The sequence below is a fragment of the Sedimentibacter sp. genome (genome assembly GCF_038562225.1).
GTDB lineage: Bacteria > Bacillota > Clostridia > Tissierellales > Sedimentibacteraceae > Sedimentibacter.
Genome location: NZ_JBCFAS010000002.1, coordinates 561,987 through 581,194, shown reverse-complemented (window position 1 = coordinate 581,194; position 19,208 = coordinate 561,987). Strand labels below are relative to the sequence as shown.

Below are 19,208 nucleotides of genomic sequence, written 5' to 3'. Positions count from 1 at the left end.
TTATTATGTTAAATGCTGAATGTATTATTCCATCAAAACACCGTTGTTTTTCAAAATTAATCAGCTTAAAGAAAAGAAAAAATAAAACAATAAAAACATAGTAAGAAAAAATAATCATAAATAAATAAAATCAATCAATATTGAGCATAAATCAAATTTGTAAAAATCTTCATCTTAAGATAACATAAGCTCAAAGTCAAAGAAAGTCAAAGTTAAGGTCAGAGCAAGAAGGAAGTGATAAAATGTCCAATCTAAGCGATATCATCGAGGGCTTCATCAAAGAACTTTTAGAGGCAAACAGCCAAAGGGCAATTGAAATACAGAGAAACATTCTTGCCCAGCAGTTTGACTGTTCACCTTCGCAGATAAACTATGTTCTCACAACCCGGTTCGGCAACGACAAGGGATACATGGTTGAAAGCAGAAGAGGAGGCGGAGGCTATATAAGGATTCTTAAGGTCAGTACATCCATAGAAGAGGAGCTTAAGAATTTTCTTAACGAAAGCATTGGTGACAGCGTGACTCTGAACAAGGCCCTCGATCTGATAAGTGCCTTGAGGGAGAGAAAAATCATAACGGACAGAGAACAAAGAATCATGCAAAGCATACTTGGCGACAGGGCGCTTAAAGGCGTAGTGTATGAAGACAGGAACAAAATAAGGGCTGATGTGCTTAAGGAAATGATTCTGGCATCAGCCGAAAACGACATGTAACGGAGGTAATTATGCTGTGCGATGAATGCGGTAAAAATGAAGCAAAGGTCCATGTAACCCAGATAATAAACGGGAAAAAATCTGAAAACCACCTGTGTGAGGAATGCGCAAAGAAAAACCAGGCCATACTGAACTCAAACTTCTCAATGGAAAACCTGTTTTCTGCAATGCTGAACAATGCCTTCAGCACCACCGCCTATATACCTGTAAAAGGGTGCGACATATGCGGAATGACTTATGAAGAATTTAAGAAGACAGGCAAATTCGGATGCAGCCACTGCATAGGGACATTCAAGCCAAAGCTTATGCCCGTGGTGAAGAGCATCCAGGGTTACGACGTGCACAGAGGCAAAATCCCAAAACGTGCAGGAGGAACCTACAAGGTTCAGAAAGACATAGAAAGACTAAGGAACGAACTGAAGACAGCCATCGAGCAGGAGGAGTATGAAAGGGCTGCAAATCTCAGGGATGAGATAAGAGGCCTTGAAAACAACATCAGGAAGGGGGATGAATGATTTGAACAGCAGCGAAATAGTATTGACAAGCAGAATCCGGCTGGCGAGAAATCTTAAGAATTACAGGTTCCCTCTAAAAATGACGGTGGAGGAAGCCCAAAGCGTCGTCGATGAGGTTAAGGCAGCTGCCGAAAAGACAAACCCGGATTGCAGGCTGACATACATTAAGGATCTCAGCGATGTGGAGACCAGCAGGCTGGTTGAAAATCACATCATAAGCCCGGCTCTGGCAGAAAAGAAAGATACGGGAGCATTCCTTCTGAGCGATGATGAGAAGGTGTCCATCATGATAAACGAGGAGGACCACCTGAGGATTCAGACTCTGGGCACAGGTCTTTCACTGAAGGAATGCTGGGAAAAGGGAAACGATATAGATGATGGGCTGGAGGAAGAACTGGATTATGCCTTTGACAAGGAATTGGGATACGTTACCGCATGTCCCACAAACATAGGAACGGGAATGAGGGCGTCTGTAATGGTTCATCTACCGGCACTGTCCATAACAAACCAGATTGAAAAGCTTCTGATGGGAATTTCCCAGCTGGGAGTGGCAGTCAGGGGAGTTTACGGTGAAGGAACGAAATCCATGGGTCACCTATACCAGATTTCAAACCAGGGAACGCTGGGAGCTTCCGAAGAAACTCTCATAGACAAGATAACTCAGATAGTTGTTCAAATTGTTGAAAAAGAAGAAAGAATGAGGGCTCATCTGAAGAAAAACAACCTTACAGAAATAGAGGACGACTGTTTCAGGGCATACGGGCTTCTGACCAATGCCAGACGGATGTCAAGCGATGAAGCCATGAAGCTATTATCGCTTCTGAAGCTGGGTAAGGAAATGGGAATAATTGATGCAGCTAAGAACACCGACATTTACAGCCTTATGGTGAAAATACAGCCAAACAACATAGCATCCTCCTACGGCACTGAATTTACTGCCAAGGAAAGGGATAAAATCAGATCGGAAATCATAAGAAATGAATTATTAAATAATATAAGCAAATAATACTCAGAAAAGGAGATACGTCTATGATAAGCGGATTCAATAATTCTGCAAAGAGCGCCATCGAGCTTGCACAGGAAGAAGTGAAGCGTTTCAAGCAAAACGTACTGGGAACCGAACATATATTGCTGGGACTCATGCTTGAACAGGAAGGAATTGCAGGAAAAATCTTAAGAAGCAAACTTAATGTTGATAAGATCAGGGAAATAATTAAAAACACAACGGGTGTCGGTGAACAGGTGCCTGAATTCATAGCCATAAGCCCAAGAAGCAAGTATATTATTGAACTGGCACGCCAGTATTCATCCCAGATGAACGTACCGTACGTGGGAACCGAGCACCTGCTTCTAGCTCTCATTGACGAAGGAGAAGGAATAGCTGCACAGATAATCAAATCAGTTGTAAATCTCAAGGAACTTAAATTTGAGGTTATTGAAGCTGTAAAACAGGGAAGCGGCGGCGCATCGGGTACGCCTGAATTTTCTCCCAGCCCTGCACAGCCCGCTGCAGCCAGCACAAAGACAATAGACAAGTACGGCATTGACCTGAATCGAAGGGCCAAGGAAGGAAAGCTTGATCCGGTCATCGGCAGGGAAGATGTCATCGAGAGGGTTATTCAGATATTGTCCCGAAGAACAAAAAACAATCCTTGTCTCATAGGCGAGCCGGGCGTAGGAAAGACTGCCATAGCAGAAGGGCTTGCCCAGGAAATAATAAAGGGCAATGTTCCGGAAACATTGAAGAACAAGAGAGTCGTTACTCTTGACATGTCAGGAATGGTTGCAGGAGCCAAGTACAGAGGAGAATTCGAGGAAAGGCTTAAGAGTGCAGTGGATGAAATCAAGGCAGCCGGAAACATCATACTTTTCATCGACGAGCTTCATACAATCATAGGTGCAGGAGCAGCAGAAGGAGCAATAGATGCCTCCAACATACTTAAGCCCACCCTGGCAAGAGGAGAACTTCAGATTGTAGGTGCAACAACGCTTGATGAATACAAGAAGCACATTGAGAAGGATGCAGCCCTTGAAAGGCGTTTCCAGCCCATCACTGTGGAAGAACCCAGCGTGGAAGATACAATCAAGATACTGCAGGGCCTGAGAGACAAGTATGAAGCACATCACAAGGTTACAATTACCGACGAAGCAATCGAGGCAGCAGCAAGACTGTCACACAGATACATTTCTGACAGATTCCTGCCTGACAAGGCAATCGACCTCGTAGATGAGGCGGCTTCCAGAACAAGGCTAAAATCATCCACCGTTCCAAAAGGATTGAAGGAAATCGAGGACAAGATAAAGGAACTTAAAAACGAAAAGAAAGCTGCCATAAACAACCAGGATTTTGAAAAGGCCGCTTCCTTCAGGGATGAGGAAAAAAGGCTCACCGACGAGCTCGACAAGCAGAAGAAGCTTTGGGCAGCCAAAAATTCCAAGGATTCAAGCATCGGTTACGATGAAATTTCTGAGGTTGTGTCCCAGTGGACCGGAATTCCCGTGAAGAAGCTGCAGGGAGACGAGTCTGAAAGACTGCTTCACATGGAAGACATACTCCACAAGAGGGTAATTGGCCAGGAGGCAGCAGTAGAAGCTTTGTCTAAGGCCATCAGAAGGTCAAGGGTAGGTCTAAAGGACCCCAAAAAACCAATCGGTTCATTCATATTTTTAGGGCCCACTGGCGTCGGCAAGACTGAACTTTCAAAAGCATTGGCTGAGTCCATGTTTGGTGACGAAAATGCCATTATAAGAGTCGACATGTCAGAGTACATGGAAAAACATTCTGTTTCGAAGCTGGTTGGCTCTCCTCCCGGATACGTGGGATTTGACGAAGGCGGGCAGCTCACTGAAAAAATAAGAAGAAAGCCTTATTCTGTAATCCTGTTTGACGAAATAGAAAAGGCTCACCCGGATGTTTTCAACATTCTTCTGCAGATACTTGATGACGGCAGACTTACGGATGCAAAGGGAAGGACAGTTGACTTCAAGAACACCGTCATAATAATGACATCAAACGTTGGAGCAAGCACCATTAAAAAGCAGAGAACCATGGGCTTTTCATCGGGTTCAACCAACGAGGAGAAGGATGAATACGAAAAAATGAAGGAAAATGTAATGACTGAGCTTAAACAGACGTTCAGACCGGAGTTTTTAAACCGTATTGATGAAATCATTGTGTTCCATTCATTGAACAAGGAGCATATCAAGCGAATTGTGACACTCATGATCGACAACCTGTCCGGAAGGCTGGAACAGTTGAACATAAAAATCGAAATAGACGAAAAAGCCAAGGATTTGCTGGCCGAGGAAGGGTTCGATCCTGTATACGGAGCAAGACCTCTTCAGAGAGCCATCAGAAGAAGAATTGAAGACAGACTGTCGGAAGAGCTGCTGAAAGGAACCGTCAAGAAATCGGATACCATAAAAATATCAGCAAAGGACAAGGAACTGGTGTTTAAAAACAGTTAAAATCGATTTGATATTCCTGGATAAAATTTTAAAAAAATACGCTTGACAATCTCTGTGGATTGTATATAATTATAAAAAACAAAATTAATTCGGCTATGACAGGAAGAGTAGTTTAAGAACGTAGTCCCAGAGAGATAGCGTCGGTGAGAGTCTATCACGAAAGTCTTAACATGAAGAACATCCTTGAGCCTGTGACCCAAATTGCAAGCAAGAGTAGGCTCACACGCACGCCAGCGTTAGAGGGACTGAAACATGATAGTGTTTTGAGTGAGCATTTTAATGCTAATTAGGGTGGTACCGCGGATTTAACTCCTTCGTCCCTTTCGGGATGAGGGAGTTTTTGTTATCCCGACGGAGTTAAATATAAAATTCGAAAGGGATAATATGATAAGAAAAAATGAATACCGCACTCACACCTGCGGTGAAATAAGAGAAAGCCACATAGGCATGGATGTGAAAGTTTCAGGATGGTTTGAAAATGTGAGAGACCACGGAGGAGTTAAGTTTGTTGACTTAAGAGACATGTACGGCGTGGTTCAGGTGGTTGTGGAAGATGAAACACTTCTTGAAGGAGTGACCAAGGAGAGTGTAATATGCGTAGCCGGTAAGGTCATCAAAAGAGATGCAGATACCATCAACGAAAAAATTTCAACGGGAACTGTGGAAGTTGTGGCTGATGATTTCGATGTTCTGGGTAAAAACACCTGTTCTCTTCCCTTTGAAATAGCATCCTCTAAGGAAACCAAGGAGGATCTGAGACTGAAGTACAGGTATCTGGACCTTAGAAACAAAGAAGTTCAAAAGAACATCATCATGCGTTCCAAGATTATTTCATTCCTGAGAAACAGGATGACGGATCTTGGATTTTTGGAAATACAGACTCCGATACTTACTTCTTCATCACCTGAAGGAGCAAGGGACTATATAATTCCCAGCAGGAAGCACCATGGAAGGTTTTACGCTCTTCCCCAGGCTCCCCAGATGTTCAAGCAGCTTCTCATGGTTTCGGGTTTTGACAAATATTTTCAGATAGCTCCATGTTTCAGGGACGAGGATGCAAGGGCTGATCGCTCCCCCGGAGAATTCTACCAGCTTGACTTTGAAATGTCATTTGCAACCCAGGAAGATGTACTGAGCGTAGCGGAGGAAGTTCTCTACCAGACATTTGTCAAGTTTTCCGACAAAAAGGTGACAAAGCCTCCTTTTGCAAGAATACCTTACAAGGATTCAATGCTGAGGTTCGGCACCGACAAGCCGGATCTGAGAAATCCTCTGGAAATCATAGACATAAGCCATATGTTTGCAGAAACAAGCTTTGCACCTTTCAGAAAAAAGACCGTAAGAGCCATAAACGTGCCCGGATGCTCATCACAGTCCAAGAGCTTCTTTGAGAACATGCTCGAGTTTGCCGTGAAAATCGGAATGAAAGGATTGGGATACATCAAGGTTGATGATGAAATGAAGTACCACGGACCCATCGACAAGTTCCTTTCCGATGAGGATAAAAAGGAACTGGCTGAAATTGCAAAGCTTCAGCCTGGCTGCGTACTGTTTTTCATCGCAGATGAAAAGGAATATGCTCCTAAGCTGGCAGGCCAGATAAGGACAGAGCTTGGAAGAAGACTTGGTCTCATCGACGAGGACAGATTCGACATGTGCTTCATAGTTGATTTCCCCATGTATGAAATCGATGAAAACACAGGCAACGTAGCATTCACACACAATCCTTTTTCCATGCCCCAGGGAGGAATGAAAGCCCTGCTTGAAATGGATCCCCTTGACATAGTTGCATACCAGTATGATATTGTGTGCAACGGCGTTGAGCTTTCATCGGGAGCCGTTAGAAACCACGATTCGGAAATAATGGTAAAGGCCTTCGAAATAGCAGGCTATACGGAACAAGACCTGGAAAGCAAGTTTTCTGCCCTTTACAACGCATTTAAGCACGGTGCTCCGCCGCACGCAGGAATGGCGCCGGGAATTGACAGAATGGTCATGCTCCTGACTGGAGAGGAAAACATCAGGGAAGTAATAGCTTTCCCAATGAACAACAACGCACAGGACCTTCTCACAAACGCTCCGTCAGAAGTTACGGAACAACAGCTCAGAGAAGTTCACATTAAAATCAGGTAGGAGGAAGTATGGTTACCCGTGACGATATAATAAAAATTTCAAAGCTTGCAAAATTGTCAGTGGAAGAGGAAGAAATAGAAGCCCTTACAAGAGACATGGCGGAAATCATAGGATTTGCAGATACAATCAGCACTGCCGTGGAAGAGGGATTTGAGGATTTTGACAGTATAAGCAACATAACGAATGCATTTCATGAAGATGTGGTGGCTGAATCATTTGACAGGGAACTTATTTTAAAAAACCGCGATGGCGGCTTTGAAGGATGCTTCGTTGTAAGAAAAAGAGGAGGGAGGTAAAATGAGCAGTATTAAGTATTTAAGAGGACTGATGGAATCAAGGCAGATTTCGTGCAGGGAGCTGACCGAGAAATATATAAGGGCTGTTGAAGAAGAAAACAAGAAGCTTAACGCCATAGTGAACATTACAGCGGATGAGGCGCTGAAAACAGCTGACATGGTAGACGAAAAGCTCTTTAGAGGGGAGAAGCTTCTGCCCCTGGAAGGCATACCTATGGTTCTTAAAGACAACATATCAACCTCCGGAATTGAAACAACCTGCTGTTCAAAAATTTTGAAGGGATATGTTCCAGTATACGATGCCACCGTCTGGGATGTCATGAAAAAACAAAATGCGGTTTTGCTTGGAAAGGCCAACATGGACGAATTTGCCATGGGCTCATCCTGCGAGACCTCATGCTTTGGCGGAGCATTCAACCCATACAGCCAGCAGCACGTGGCCGGAGGAAGCTCCGGAGGAACTGCATCAGCTGTTGGAGGAAATATTGCCGTTTATGGCCTGGGCTCTGACACTGGCGGTTCCATAAGACAGCCTGCAAGCTTCTGCGGTCTGGTAGGACTTAAACCGACTTACGGCTCTGTTTCCAGATACGGGCTCATAGCCTACGCTTCAAGCCTTGATCAGATCGGCCCCATAGCCACAAGCGTTGAGGATGCAGCCACTGTCTACGATGCCATATCTGTTTATGACGAAAAGGATGCCACATCACATGGAAGCAGATCCAAGACTCTTGACTCTTTGAGAGACAGCATCAAGGGAATGAAGATAGGAATACCAAGGCAGTATTTCGAAGGAATACAGGATGATGTAAGAAAAAGCGTCGAAGAATCTGTAAAATCATACGCATCCCTGGGGGCTGAAATAGTCTACTTTGACCTTCCACAGCTGAAATACGCTCTTCCGGTCTATTACATCCTTGCCTGTGCGGAGGCATCATCGAACCTTGGAAGGTACGACGGAATCCGTTACGGTTACAGAACTCCGTCTTACAGCGATATCAATGAAATGATATGCAGGACCAGAAGCGAAGGCTTCGGAAATGAGGTAAAAAGAAGAATCATGCTCGGAACTTACGTGCTGAGCGCCGGCTATTACGATGCGTATTACAAGAAGGCTCAGCAGCTGAGGGGCGCCATAGTGAAGTCCTTCAACGACGCATTTGAAAAATGCGATGTCATCCTTGCTCCCACTGTTCCCATGACAGCCTTTGAACTTAACTTCACCTCAAAGGACCCTATAGAAACGTACATGACAGACATATGCACCGTTCCCGTTAACATTGCAGGACTTCCGGCTGTATCGGTTCCCTGCGGTTTTGACAGCAAAGGGCTTCCCATCGGAATGCAGCTTATCGGAAACAGCTTCCAGGAATCAAAGGTGATGAACGCTGCATATCAGTATGAACAAGCAAACAAGGACAGAATATACAAAAAGATCGAAAGAGGGGTGAGACTATGAGCTGGGAATTGGTAGCAGGACTTGAAACTCACGTTGAACTGTCAACAAAGACAAAAATATTCTGCCGGTGCACAACACAGTTCGGAGGAGAGCCAAATACTCACTGCTGTCCCGTGTGCATTGGGCTGCCGGGCACGCTTCCGAAACTGAACAAGGCGGTTGTGGAATATGCAGTCAGGGCTGGTTTGGCTACAAACTGCAACATAAGAAACATATCAAAAATGGACCGTAAGAACTACGTGTATCCGGACCTTCCTAAGGCTTACCAGATATCACAGTACGACAAGCCTCTCTGTGAAAAGGGATACATTGAACTGTCAGACGGCAATAAAATAAACATAACCAGAATCCACATCGAGGAGGATGCAGGAAAACTCATCCACCAGAGAGGGGACACATACATCGACTACAACAGGGGTGGAGTGCCGCTTATTGAAATAGTTACCGAACCTGACATCAGAAGCATTGAACAGGCAATTGAATATATTGAGAAACTGCGCCTAATAATGAAGTACATCGGGGTTTCAGACGTTAAGATGCAGGAAGGGTCCTTAAGGTGCGATGTGAACATTTCAGTAAGGAAAAAAGGCCAGGAAGGCTATGGAACAAGGACTGAAATCAAGAACATGAACTCTCTCAACTTCATAGCGAAGGCAATGGAATACGAGTTTGCCAGACAGGTTGAAATCCTTGAAAGCGGCGGAGAAATTGTTCAGGAAACTAGAAGGTACAATTCTGACCAAAACATCACCGAAAGCATGCGTGGTAAGGAAGATGCGGACGACTACAGGTATTTCAGGGATCCTGATCTTGTTACAATTGCAATTTCAGATGATGAAATAGAAAATATCAGGGAATCTCTTCCGGAGCTTCCGGGAGAAAAATTAAAGCGCTTTACGGAAGAATTTGCACTTCCTTTAGAGGATGCGGAGCTTTTGATAAGATATAAAAAAATAGCAGAGTATTTTGAACAGTCATGCAGGAATGTAACGACCAAAAAGCTTGTTTCAAACTACATCTTAGGACAGATGTTCAGACGATTGCCTACGGATACAGAAAAGGAAGAATTTTCAATCAAGGTTTCTTCTGAACAGTTAAATGAGCTTGTGTTATTGACTGAAACCAAAAAACTCAATTCAAACATGGCAAGAAATGTTCTTGAACAGATGCTTGACACTGGAAAAGGTGTAATGGATTTTATTTCAGAAAGCGATATGACAGGAATTGACGAAGGTGATTTAAGGGCTATATGCGAAAAAGCAGTGGCCAACAATCAAAAGGCTGCAGAAGAATACAAAAGCGGCAAGGAAAAAGCCATAGGCTCAATAATAGGTTTTATCATGAAGGAAACCAAGGGCAAGGCAGATGCCGCCGCGGCAACGGAAATAGTAAAACAATTGATAATTAATAGTTAAGAATTAAGAATTAAAGAAAAGGAATTTGGGCAGCCCAAATTCCTTATTTTTCAAGAGTTCCTTCTTCAATTAAAATCTGCTCTAAAGCAAGCACTATTTCTTTAACATAGAATTTACCGATACAGTGCTTCAATTCATTCATGGCATCTTCAGGAGTCCAAGCATTGCGATAGGCCCTGTCTGATGTCATGGCATCGTAGGAATCGGCAACTGCTATGATTTTAGCTTCTATTCGGATTTCATCGCCCTTTAGCCCTTTAGGATAACCGGATCCATCCAGTCTTTCATGGTGAGCTTCAACAATTTTGGCAATGTCCTCAACAAATTTGCCATGCAATAGTTCAGAACTGTATGTGCTGTGTTTCTTAATATAGTTGAATTCCTCGTCGCTGAGTTTTGTTGGCTTGTTCAATATTTCATCAGGAATGAAGCATTTACCAACATCATGGAAAAGTGAAGCCAGGGCAATGGTATAGTTGATTTCGCCTGAAAGTCCCAATTTGCTGGCAATCTTCACCGAGTAATCCTGAACTCTGTTGCTGTGTTTATATGTGTAAGCATCCTTTTGTTCTGATTTATCCAGGAGATTTCTTAATTCATCCGTATATGTATATAATAAATTGTAAACCGGCTGGGATGTCACATACAGCATTTTTGTATCTGAAAGTGTTCTGAACGGAACGGTTTCTTTTATATTATGCACATAAAAGTAATCGCCTTTTTCCATTCTGACTGATTTGCTGCCATCTTCAACGATGATTGATCCTTCCAGTATGTAGTAAAACTCCATCAGTCCGTCGGTGTTTCCGGGAGTGATACTGTTTGGCCGCTCAGCCTTGAATTCATACAACATGATCTCGAAGTCATCTTTTCTTGCAAGAAGGCTCAGTATTGAAGTCCCTCTAACCTGATCAATATATTTTTTGTCTTTACAAATAAATAGCCCGTCCATTAATTCACTCCTTAAGCAAGTATAACAATTATAGCATATTATTAATAAAAAGGAATCTTAAATTATAATAAAATATCAAATTAAGAAATCATATGCTAAGGGTATCTTACAGGTAAAACAAAAGGAGAGATTACTCCCTCCTTAACTCTGCTATTAATGTGCGTAGCACGGGTCTACCAGGATAGTTCTGTCGTATATGACTACTTCAATATATGTCCTGGTGATTTCAATTCCTTCTTCGGCAGTATCCTCAACGAGCTTGTCTACCTTCGCTTCTGTCTTTTCAAGCAGTTTGGCAATTATCTTATCGATGATCTCATCAATGTTTTCGCTTTTATTTTCATTGAGAACTTCAATTTCTGCCTGCTTTACAGCGACTTCTACTGCCTTGTAAATATAATCGTTTGTTTTGTCAACTTTCTTCATAATTACGTCACTGGCTGTCTCAGCCGTTGTTTCGTCTGCATATGCTGCAGGACCAAACAATGCAAATACGCTGATCATAATTAGAATTGCAGATACTGCTTTTTTAAATCTTTTGTACATTTCCCTTAACCTCCATTATTCTTCAACCTGAATGAAGGAAATAAAAAAACCCCTTTCGGTAGCTGGCTGCCATTTTAAAGGCCCTGTAGCTTTGCGTCGCAGACTTTCGTCAGCTTTGCCATTGTCGGTTGAAGTTGAATTTTATCTTACAATAATAATAACACATTTTGGAGACATAATCAAACATTATTTGGAAATATCTGCTTTTTATTACAATATTATTAAAAGCAATGTGCGCCACATTACCCAGTTTGCATACAAACGTATTTTGAACATGTCATTCTGAAGGCAAAGCCTGAAGAATCTCATCAGTCAAACATCAGGAGATTCTTCGATACCGCTCAGAATGACAAATTCGTAGCTTACAATAATTTAGGCAATGTGCATCGCACATTGCCCAACTTTAATTCTTAATTCTTAACTCTTCATTCTTAATTGTTTTATTTACGTTTCGTAAGTTTTCAATATGTTCAGAGCAATCTGTTCCCTGGTGGTCCTCATGTCCATGGACTGCTTTTCTATATAGCGGTGTGCCTGGCTTTCAGTCATGTTGAGGTACTGGATAAGAACGCACTTGGCTCTGGTTACAAGCCTTATTTCCTCAATTTTTTGCTGCAGATGCAGGTTCTCGTTTCTTAGTCCGGTTATTCTCTTTTTTGAAGCCAGAGCCAGCTTCATTGACTGAAAGAACACGTGCTTTATTATTGGTTTAGAAACAACCAGTACTCCGTAATCATCAACCTTTGCAGATATGTCGTCTGCTATTTCGCTTTTAACTATTATTATTACTCCTGAAGTGCTGATTTCAGTAACAGCAACAGCAAGACTGTCCCCTAGCTCATCTCTTAAGGGAGCGTTGATAATCACAAGGTCATATTCGAAATTTCCAAGCATTCTTCTTGCCTCGCCGCAGCTGGCTGCAGTTGTAATGGCAGAATGAGCATTAGCGTTTAAAAGCTGCGATAAAAGCTCAGTTCCCTGTTCGGAACTTGATACAACAAGTACACTGTTCATGAAATCACCACCCCTCTAAAATCGACATTGCTATATAGTGTAAAAATACGTCTTATGCTCGAATTCTTCCTTGTTGCCTGATTTGTGACACTGAAGGCATTCGTCCTTTTTAAAGGACAGGTACTTCTTAAGGGTGTTTAATGGCAAATGGCCTGCAACGAACTGGCTGGCCTCTGCTGCTTCAATGGCTTCTTCAAGGGTGGACGGAATGGTTTCATAATTTTTTATGACATCTTCATCTGCCTCGTAAAGATTGAGGTTGGCAGGGTTCTTAAGCTCCAGATTATTTTTGATGCCTTCGAGACCTGCATAAATCAACATCGCAAATGCGTAGTATGGATTACAGCTGGGGTCTGATGAACGAAGCTCCATACGGGAATAAATGCCGTCTGCCGCAGGTATGCGCACCAGCTGAGAACGGTTCTGATAGGACCAGGTTACAAACTTTGGAGCAGAGTGGCTTCCAAACCGCTCGTAAGAATTTGTCAATGGATTCAAAAATACGGTGATCTCCCTAATGCGGTTCAGTATGCCTGCAATGAAGCTTTTCGCCTCCTTGGAGCTGTTGTGGCTCATGTTTTCAAAAATGTTCACATCGTCCTTCAGCAGTGAGATGTTTATGTGAAGGCCGCTGCCGCTGCAGTCCTTTAACGGTTTCGGCATGAACGAAGCGTACAGTCCGTTCAAATGCGCTATTGTCTTCACAACCGACTTGAATGTGACGAGATTGTCGGCTGCGGACATGGCATCGCTGTATTTAAAGTCTATTTCATTTTGTCCGGGCCCCTGTTCGTGATGGGAACATTCCGGCATTATCCCCATTTGTTCCAGCGTGAGACTGATGTCTCGGCGCACATTTTCTCCTTTGTCAAGGGGAGCCATATCAAAATATGCTGCATTGTCATGAGGAATCTTGGTGGGATTGCCTTTTTCATCTTCCTCGAACAGGTAAAATTCGCATTCGGAGCCTATCTCTATTCGGTAGCCTTTTTCATGGGCTGCATTCACTGCCTTAAGAAGAATTGCTCTTCCGTCTCCTTCGAAAGGAGTTCCGTCGGGATACTTTATGTCGCAGTAGAAGCGCACAACCCTTCCCTGCTGCGGTCTCCAGGGCAGTATGGACAGTGTTGACGGGTCCGGAAACAAAAACAGGTCAGATTCTTCTATGTTTAAAAATCCCCTTATGGAAGAGGCGTCGAAGGAAATTCCGCATTCAAAGGCTCTTGGAAGTTCTTCGGACAGGATTGAGATGTTTTTTACGGCACCGAATATGTCGCAAAAGGACAGACGTACGAATTTTACGTCGTTGTCGCTGATGAACTGCAATACTTCATCAATAGTATATTTCATGTTGCACCTCCTGTTTCATTAATATATATTATACAACAGTTGACATATCACGAAAAGATTTGTTTTTATACGTAAAAGGATTCGTGTAAATCCGTTATATTGTTCTCTTAAGCAAAAAAGGCGCACACCAACACAACTGTCTACGGTACAATTGTATGCAATGAACGCCTTTGTTCTATGTTAGGGGAAATTTTATTATAATAAAAACTATTTGTCAAGAGTTTTTATTTAAGCTGTGATAAAAAGGAGCATATAATGTGTGAAACACGTATGCCAAAAATTACAATAAAAAAATTTAAAAAAGTTATTGACATCTTTGATACTTTCGTATATTATACATCCATAATAAGCAAAGGCGCTTAGGTTGTTAAACCTATGCGCCTTTTTACATTTATAAGGCGGAGGTTATATTATGAGCAATATTTCAGAAATATTTGGAAGCATGGTATTCAACGATGACGTAATGAAAGAAAGACTCCCAAAGGATACTTACAAGGCGTATAAAAAAACTATACTTGAAGGGAAAAGCCTGGACATAAGTGTTGCAAACGTAGTGGCAAATTCAATGAAGGACTGGGCCATCGAAAAAGGAGCAACACATTTCACACACTGGTTCCAGCCCATGACAGGAATAACTGCCGAAAAGCACGACAGTTTCATTTCGGCAACTGCTGACGGCAAGGTTATAATGGAGTTCTCAGGCAAGGAACTTATCAAGGGTGAACCTGACGCATCAAGCTTTCCGTCAGGCGGCTTGAGATCAACATTTGAAGCAAGAGGATACACTGCATGGGATCCCACAAGCTACGCATTCATAAAGGATGCGGTGCTATGCATTCCCACAGCTTTCTGCTCCTACGGCGGAGAAGTACTTGATAAGAAAACACCGTTGCTTCGATCCATGGAAGCATTGAATGAACAGGCTGTGAGAGTATTGAGACTTTTCGGAGACAATACAACATCAAGGGTTATAACAACCGTTGGACCGGAACAGGAATATTTCCTTATAGATAAGGATGTATACAAAAAGAGAAAGGACCTGTTGTTTACGGGAAGGACGCTTTTTGGAGCAAAACCTCCGAAAGGACAGGAACTTGAAGACCACTACTTCGGTGCAATCAAACCGAGAGTTTCAGCCTTCATGAAGGAACTGAACGACGAACTGTGGAAGCTTGGAATACTGGCAAGAACAGAACACAATGAGGTTGCTCCGGCACAACACGAGCTTGCCCCCATATTCACAAACACAAACATTGCCTGCGACCACAATCAGCTGACAATGGAAACGCTGAAAAGAATAGCCGACAAGCACGGAATGTACTGCCTGCTTCATGAAAAACCATTTGCCGGTATAAACGGCAGCGGAAAACACAACAACTGGTCGCTTTCTACAAACGACGGAGTGAACCTGTTGGAGCCGGGTACATCCCCATATGACAATGCAAGATTTTTACTGTTCCTCTGCGCTGTTATAAAGGCTGTGGATGAATATCAGGACCTTCTGAAGGTAGCTGTGTCAACAGCAGGCAACGACCACAGATTAGGAGGAAACGAGGCTCCTCCGGCAATAATTTCTATATTCCTGGGAGATGAGCTTACATCTGTGCTTGAATCCATAGAAGGAGAAACTGCTTACGACAAGGAATTCAAAACTGAAATGGCAGTGGGAGTAGACGCTATTCCGGTATTCCCTAAGGACACAACAGACAGAAACCGTACATCACCATTTGCGTTTACAGGCAACAAGTTTGAATTCAGAATGGTAGGCTCCAAGCTTTCCATCGCAGGACCGAACATGGTTCTTAACACCATTGTTGCAGAAGAACTTTCAAAATTTGCAGACATACTGGAAAAGGCAGAAGACTTCACTACAGAACTCAACAAGCTTTTGAAGGAAACTATAAAAAATCACAAGAGAATAATCTTCAACGGAAACAACTACACCGACGAATGGGTTAAGGAAGCAGAGAAAAGAGGGCTCTTGAACCTCAAGTCAACTCCTGAGTCAACTCCTTACTTCAGGGCTGACAAAAACGTGGCTGTTTTCGAGAAATTCAAGGTTCTGTCCAAGAAGGAGATCTACTCAAGAACAGAAATTGTGCTTGAAGAATACTGCAAGGAAATCAACATTGAAGCTCTCACCATGATAGACATAGCTAAAAAAGACCTTATTCCTGCAGTTTCTGAGTATGTGAAAAACTTAAGCGACACAGCCAACTCCAAAAAAGCATTCATGCCTGATGCTGACTGTGAAACTGAAAAGGCTCTTATCGGCAAGCTGTCTCTTCTGTTGACTTCTCTGTACAAGAAGACTGAAACACTTGAAGATACACTGCTTGAGGCAAAGAACTGCACAGATACGGAAGACTATGCAAAATTCAGCAGAAACCGCATATTCACATCCATGCAGGAAATGAGGGTGGTAATGGACGAACTTGAAACAAACACTGCAAAAAAATACTGGCCATTCCCGACATACGGAGAAATATTGTTCAGCGTTTAGGTAGGTCCTCCCAACTAATCCTAGTTTAATCTGAACCTTCGTTATACCGATCATATATAAAAACACACTCTTCCGAGTGTGTTTTTTACATAGTCACCCTAGCGGAGTTGAGGAACAACCTTTTTGCATTGTCTGTACCCTTTTTTCGACAAATGGAGCAAGTAAATCTGTGATTGAGACTGTGGTGTGACACGTGAGAACGTAATTGCAATTTGAACCAATGTTATTGGTACAAATAGTAATTATATGGAAAGTGCGGCATATAAATAAATAACAGGTAAATTACAGGAGGTTTCCATGAATAATAAGAATTATAGGGTGATGAAATTCTTTGAGCCGGTCGATAAAAAAGAAAAGGCAAGAGGATATGTAAGGCTCGACATAAGAGGAATAAAGGGAACTGTCATTGTGTCAGTGGAAAACTTAGGCGACGTAAAGACAACAAGCGAGGTTTATTTATATAAGGACAAGATCAACAAAATAAAGCTGGGAGATATCAACAACAAAAAAGGAATGCTTAAGAAGATTTTGACATTCGGAAGCAACAATGCCATAGAGGACTACAATGTATGCGCAATTGTGAAAGGCGGAAAGATATCCCTCTATTCAAATCTCTTCAATCCCATGAGCCTGGATGCCATAAGAAAGCTGGACACTGATGATGAAAACAAGGCAGTTTTAGCTGTTCCGGAAGAAAAACTTAACGTTCAGACAGTTCAGAAGGTTCTGAAGGAAGAGACGCGCAGAATGCCAGAGGAGGATGAAAAGCCCTTAAGGCTGGACAAATCTCTGCCGGTTGAAGAGCTGATAAATACCGAAGAAGAGGCAATAAAGGAAGAATTGATTGATGAAACAGTGCAGGAAGAAATAGAAAATCATGATGCGGAAATGGCCTTTGATGAAGCGAAATCCGATGTTTCAAAACAGGATGCCAGAACGGAAACTTCTGAAAGCCCTTCGTCTCAGGGAGAAAAGGAAAAAATCAGGTACAAAAACAAGTTTAACGAAAGCCTCTACAATGCTTTGAAGGACTACCAAAAAACAGAACCGCTTTCTGTCAAAATAAAGAATTTCAACTGGTGGCACATCCCTTATGATGAAATGGGAATAAAAAATGGCTTTTTGCCTTATTACAATCAGATCATAAGCTCCTACTACCCCTATCCCATGTCAAATCGTGTCACAACTTGCTCAAACCTCATGAAGAAGTATGGTCATTACGTGTTTGGAATATATGAAGAAAACGGCGACATAGCAAAATTCATATACGGAATACCGGGCGAGTTTACGAAGGAAGAACAGCCTTACAAGGGTATAACGGGGTTCAAGAACTGGTCTTACAGCAACAAGGAAGACAACTTGAATTACGGCTACTGGCTGGCGTTTGTAAACCCGAAAACAGGGGAAGCCACAGAACCACCGCAAATAGTTTTGACTAAATAATGCTGTACAAACAAGTTTATTTTTGCTATAATTATTGAGAACAACTTAAAAAGGAGTATAATAAACAAATGCCGCCCATAAGTACAAATATGCACTTTGGTAAAATTTTTATAGAAAATTCTGAGGATGAAATAGACATACGTAGCTTCATTTTGGGTATTGCGTCCCCGGATACGTTTAACGAGGATGATTTTGAGGAGATGCACAGCTTTGACGAAGATGGCAATGTGGATGTGAGAGAGTTTTATGAGCAGTTCAATCTGAAAAAACTCAATGTTACCGAAAAATCATTTGTTTTGGGGTACTATTGCCATTTGTGGTTTGATGAATACTACAAATTCAATGCCAGCAAGCTTACGGTGCACAACAGCCTGGAATTAAGCGACGAGGAAATGGGCACCGCTTTGAAGAGCACTCTCAGGCACTATGATTACAAGGCAATAAACAACTTTTTTGAAAAGTATGTTAAAGATATAGATTCATACGACTTAAAGATGGGCTTGAAGGAATTCAGCGAAGTCAACATGAAGAAGTCCAAGGAAAAGATACAGGAATTCCTTAGGGGCAGCAAGTCGGAAATCATCTATCCTCAGCTGATTGAAGAAGATGAATACATGAGGTTTATTAAAAACGGCTACAGCAAAATAAAGAAATCTTTATAAAACTCCTATACAGGAGTTTTTTTAAAAATTTTGAATTGACGGAAAATGTAAAATATAATATAGTTTAATTGCATTCAAATGAGGATAAGGATGGTTAACAGTGAAATATAAATATGTTTTTTTTGACTTTGATGGAACTCTTGCTGACACGGAGGAGGTTAATTTCGTAATATATCAAAAGTTGGCTGAAAAATATAATTTAAGAAATATAACCATAGATGAGCTTGGACATTTAAAAAAAATGAGTGCAAAGGAATTGATGGCTTATGTGGAGCTTAAAAAAAGATATCTGCCTTTTATGCTGAAAAGAGGAAAAAACCTTCTGAAACAGGACATGAAAAGCATCAAACCTTGCAAACCTGACATATTGAGCACTGTTGCTGAGCTCAAGAAAATGGGCTTAAAGATCGCAATCATTACAACGAATTCCAAGACCAATGTAAAGATGTTTCTGGAAAAACACGATGCCGACATATTTGATTTCATAGCCAGCGCGTCCATGTTCGGTAAAGAAACAAAGATGAAAAGGATAATCAGAAAAGAAAAGGTTGATGGCAGCGAAGTTCTGTATGTGGGGGACGAAATAAGGGATATCAACGCAGCAAAAAGTGCCGGTATTCACATTGCTTCCGTGGGATGGGGATACAATACCGTTGAAAGTCTTAAAAAGAACAGCCCCGATTACCTCATTATGGAGCCCTCAGAACTGATTGGCATCTGCAATGTTTAAACACGAATG

Annotated in this window: 16 protein-coding genes, 1 riboswitch and 1 other annotated feature; of the genes, 12 read left to right on the top strand and 4 right to left on the bottom strand. The window is 42.1% G+C overall.

The window, feature by feature from the left end:
• The first annotated feature begins 242 nt into the window (after nucleotides 1-242).
• The 8 genes from AAGU76_RS09160 (at nucleotide 243) to gatB (ending at nucleotide 9,999) form a co-directional block, all read left to right on the top strand.
• Nucleotides 243-713, top strand: a complete 471-nt coding sequence (locus AAGU76_RS09160) for a CtsR family transcriptional regulator (RefSeq protein ID WP_342485171.1) — start codon at nucleotides 243-245, stop codon at nucleotides 711-713.
• 11 nt (nucleotides 714-724) lie between these two features.
• On the top strand, nucleotides 725-1,228 hold the full coding sequence (locus AAGU76_RS09155; RefSeq protein ID WP_342485170.1) for a UvrB/UvrC motif-containing protein: 504 nt from the start codon (nucleotides 725-727) through the stop codon (nucleotides 1,226-1,228).
• Nucleotides 1,221-2,234, top strand: a complete 1,014-nt coding sequence (locus tag AAGU76_RS09150; RefSeq protein ID WP_342485169.1) for a protein arginine kinase — start codon at nucleotides 1,221-1,223, stop codon at nucleotides 2,232-2,234. Before AAGU76_RS09155 ends, AAGU76_RS09150 begins: the two co-directional genes overlap by 8 nt.
• 23 nt (nucleotides 2,235-2,257) lie before the next feature.
• Entirely contained in the window at nucleotides 2,258-4,696 is a 2,439-nt protein-coding gene (locus tag AAGU76_RS09145) for an ATP-dependent Clp protease ATP-binding subunit (protein ID WP_342485168.1), read from the top strand.
• Between the two features lie 86 nt (nucleotides 4,697-4,782).
• Nucleotides 4,783-5,021: a binding site (T-box leader), on the top strand.
• 59 nt (nucleotides 5,022-5,080) lie between these two features.
• Nucleotides 5,081-6,829, top strand: coding sequence for an aspartate--tRNA ligase (gene aspS, locus AAGU76_RS09140; RefSeq protein WP_342485167.1), 1,749 nt, complete (start codon nucleotides 5,081-5,083; stop codon nucleotides 6,827-6,829).
• 8 nt (nucleotides 6,830-6,837) lie between these two features.
• Entirely contained in the window at nucleotides 6,838-7,125 is a 288-nt protein-coding gene (locus AAGU76_RS09135; RefSeq protein WP_342485166.1) for an Asp-tRNA(Asn)/Glu-tRNA(Gln) amidotransferase subunit GatC, read from the top strand.
• Between the two features lies 1 nt (nucleotide 7,126).
• Nucleotides 7,127-8,584, top strand: coding sequence for an Asp-tRNA(Asn)/Glu-tRNA(Gln) amidotransferase subunit GatA (gene gatA / locus AAGU76_RS09130; protein ID WP_342485165.1), 1,458 nt, complete (start codon nucleotides 7,127-7,129; stop codon nucleotides 8,582-8,584).
• Nucleotides 8,581-9,999, top strand: a complete 1,419-nt coding sequence (gene gatB / locus AAGU76_RS09125; protein WP_342485164.1) for an Asp-tRNA(Asn)/Glu-tRNA(Gln) amidotransferase subunit GatB — start codon at nucleotides 8,581-8,583, stop codon at nucleotides 9,997-9,999. The genes gatA and gatB overlap by 4 nt, the downstream gene beginning before the upstream one ends.
• Before the next feature lie 43 nt (nucleotides 10,000-10,042).
• On the opposite strand, the gene AAGU76_RS09120 is transcribed toward gatB, so the two are convergent.
• From AAGU76_RS09120 to AAGU76_RS09105, 4 genes are all read right to left on the bottom strand, one after another.
• Complete coding sequence (locus tag AAGU76_RS09120; protein ID WP_342485163.1) at nucleotides 10,043-10,951, bottom strand: HD domain-containing phosphohydrolase; 909 nt, start codon at nucleotides 10,949-10,951, stop codon at nucleotides 10,043-10,045.
• 153 nt (nucleotides 10,952-11,104) lie between these two features.
• Nucleotides 11,105-11,497 (bottom strand): hypothetical protein, encoded by a 393-nt coding sequence (locus AAGU76_RS09115; RefSeq protein ID WP_342485162.1) that lies wholly within the window; start codon nucleotides 11,495-11,497, stop codon nucleotides 11,105-11,107.
• A 54-nt stretch (nucleotides 11,498-11,551) separates the two neighbouring features.
• Nucleotides 11,552-11,627, bottom strand: a riboswitch (cyclic di-GMP riboswitch).
• A gap of 314 nt (nucleotides 11,628-11,941) precedes the next feature.
• Nucleotides 11,942-12,511, bottom strand: coding sequence for an ANTAR domain-containing protein (locus AAGU76_RS09110; RefSeq protein WP_342485161.1), 570 nt, complete (start codon nucleotides 12,509-12,511; stop codon nucleotides 11,942-11,944).
• A gap of 30 nt (nucleotides 12,512-12,541) precedes the next feature.
• Nucleotides 12,542-13,861 (bottom strand): glutamine synthetase family protein, encoded by a 1,320-nt coding sequence (locus tag AAGU76_RS09105; RefSeq protein ID WP_342485160.1) that lies wholly within the window; start codon nucleotides 13,859-13,861, stop codon nucleotides 12,542-12,544.
• Between the two features lie 412 nt (nucleotides 13,862-14,273).
• On the opposite strand from AAGU76_RS09105, the gene AAGU76_RS09100 reads away from it, so the two are divergent.
• The 4 genes from AAGU76_RS09100 (at nucleotide 14,274) to AAGU76_RS09085 (ending at nucleotide 19,199) form a co-directional block, all read left to right on the top strand.
• Nucleotides 14,274-16,364, top strand: a complete 2,091-nt coding sequence (locus tag AAGU76_RS09100; protein WP_342485159.1) for a glutamine synthetase III — start codon at nucleotides 14,274-14,276, stop codon at nucleotides 16,362-16,364.
• A 297-nt stretch (nucleotides 16,365-16,661) separates the two neighbouring features.
• The gene (locus AAGU76_RS09095) at nucleotides 16,662-17,807 is read left to right on the top strand and encodes a hypothetical protein (protein ID WP_342485158.1); all 1,146 of its coding nucleotides are present in this window, start codon (nucleotides 16,662-16,664) and stop codon (nucleotides 17,805-17,807) included.
• Between the two features lie 68 nt (nucleotides 17,808-17,875).
• Nucleotides 17,876-18,469 carry a hypothetical protein gene (locus tag AAGU76_RS09090; RefSeq protein ID WP_342485157.1) on the top strand — a complete coding sequence of 198 codons (594 nt, stop codon included), beginning with the start codon at nucleotides 17,876-17,878 and terminating at the stop codon, nucleotides 18,467-18,469.
• 100 nt (nucleotides 18,470-18,569) lie between these two features.
• Nucleotides 18,570-19,199, top strand: a complete 630-nt coding sequence (locus AAGU76_RS09085; RefSeq protein ID WP_342485156.1) for an HAD-IA family hydrolase — start codon at nucleotides 18,570-18,572, stop codon at nucleotides 19,197-19,199.
• Nucleotides 19,200-19,208 lie beyond the last annotated feature (9 nt).

What these genes read in the sequence shown, in the direction of transcription:
- AAGU76_RS09110 (WP_342485161.1), bottom strand. Translation starts at nt 12,511, where the DNA reads ATGAACAGTGTACTTGTTGTATCAAGTTCCGAACAGGGAACTGAGCTT.
- AAGU76_RS09115 (WP_342485162.1), bottom strand. Translation starts at nt 11,497, where the DNA reads ATGTACAAAAGATTTAAAAAAGCAGTATCTGCAATTCTAATTATGATC.
- AAGU76_RS09090 (WP_342485157.1), top strand. Translation starts at nt 17,876, where the DNA reads ATGCCGCCCATAAGTACAAATATGCACTTTGGTAAAATTTTTATAGAA.
- AAGU76_RS09160 (WP_342485171.1), top strand. Translation starts at nt 243, where the DNA reads ATGTCCAATCTAAGCGATATCATCGAGGGCTTCATCAAAGAACTTTTA.
- AAGU76_RS09095 (WP_342485158.1), top strand. Translation starts at nt 16,662, where the DNA reads ATGAATAATAAGAATTATAGGGTGATGAAATTCTTTGAGCCGGTCGAT.
- AAGU76_RS09150 (WP_342485169.1), top strand. Translation starts at nt 1,221, where the DNA reads ATGAATGATTTGAACAGCAGCGAAATAGTATTGACAAGCAGAATCCGG.
- AAGU76_RS09105 (WP_342485160.1), bottom strand. Translation starts at nt 13,861, where the DNA reads ATGAAATATACTATTGATGAAGTATTGCAGTTCATCAGCGACAACGAC.
- AAGU76_RS09120 (WP_342485163.1), bottom strand. Translation starts at nt 10,951, where the DNA reads ATGGACGGGCTATTTATTTGTAAAGACAAAAAATATATTGATCAGGTT.
- AAGU76_RS09135 (WP_342485166.1), top strand. Translation starts at nt 6,838, where the DNA reads ATGGTTACCCGTGACGATATAATAAAAATTTCAAAGCTTGCAAAATTG.
- AAGU76_RS09155 (WP_342485170.1), top strand. Translation starts at nt 725, where the DNA reads ATGCTGTGCGATGAATGCGGTAAAAATGAAGCAAAGGTCCATGTAACC.
- gatB (WP_342485164.1), top strand. Translation starts at nt 8,581, where the DNA reads ATGAGCTGGGAATTGGTAGCAGGACTTGAAACTCACGTTGAACTGTCA.
- AAGU76_RS09145 (WP_342485168.1), top strand. Translation starts at nt 2,258, where the DNA reads ATGATAAGCGGATTCAATAATTCTGCAAAGAGCGCCATCGAGCTTGCA.
- aspS (WP_342485167.1), top strand. Translation starts at nt 5,081, where the DNA reads ATGATAAGAAAAAATGAATACCGCACTCACACCTGCGGTGAAATAAGA.
- AAGU76_RS09100 (WP_342485159.1), top strand. Translation starts at nt 14,274, where the DNA reads ATGAGCAATATTTCAGAAATATTTGGAAGCATGGTATTCAACGATGAC.
- gatA (WP_342485165.1), top strand. Translation starts at nt 7,127, where the DNA reads ATGAGCAGTATTAAGTATTTAAGAGGACTGATGGAATCAAGGCAGATT.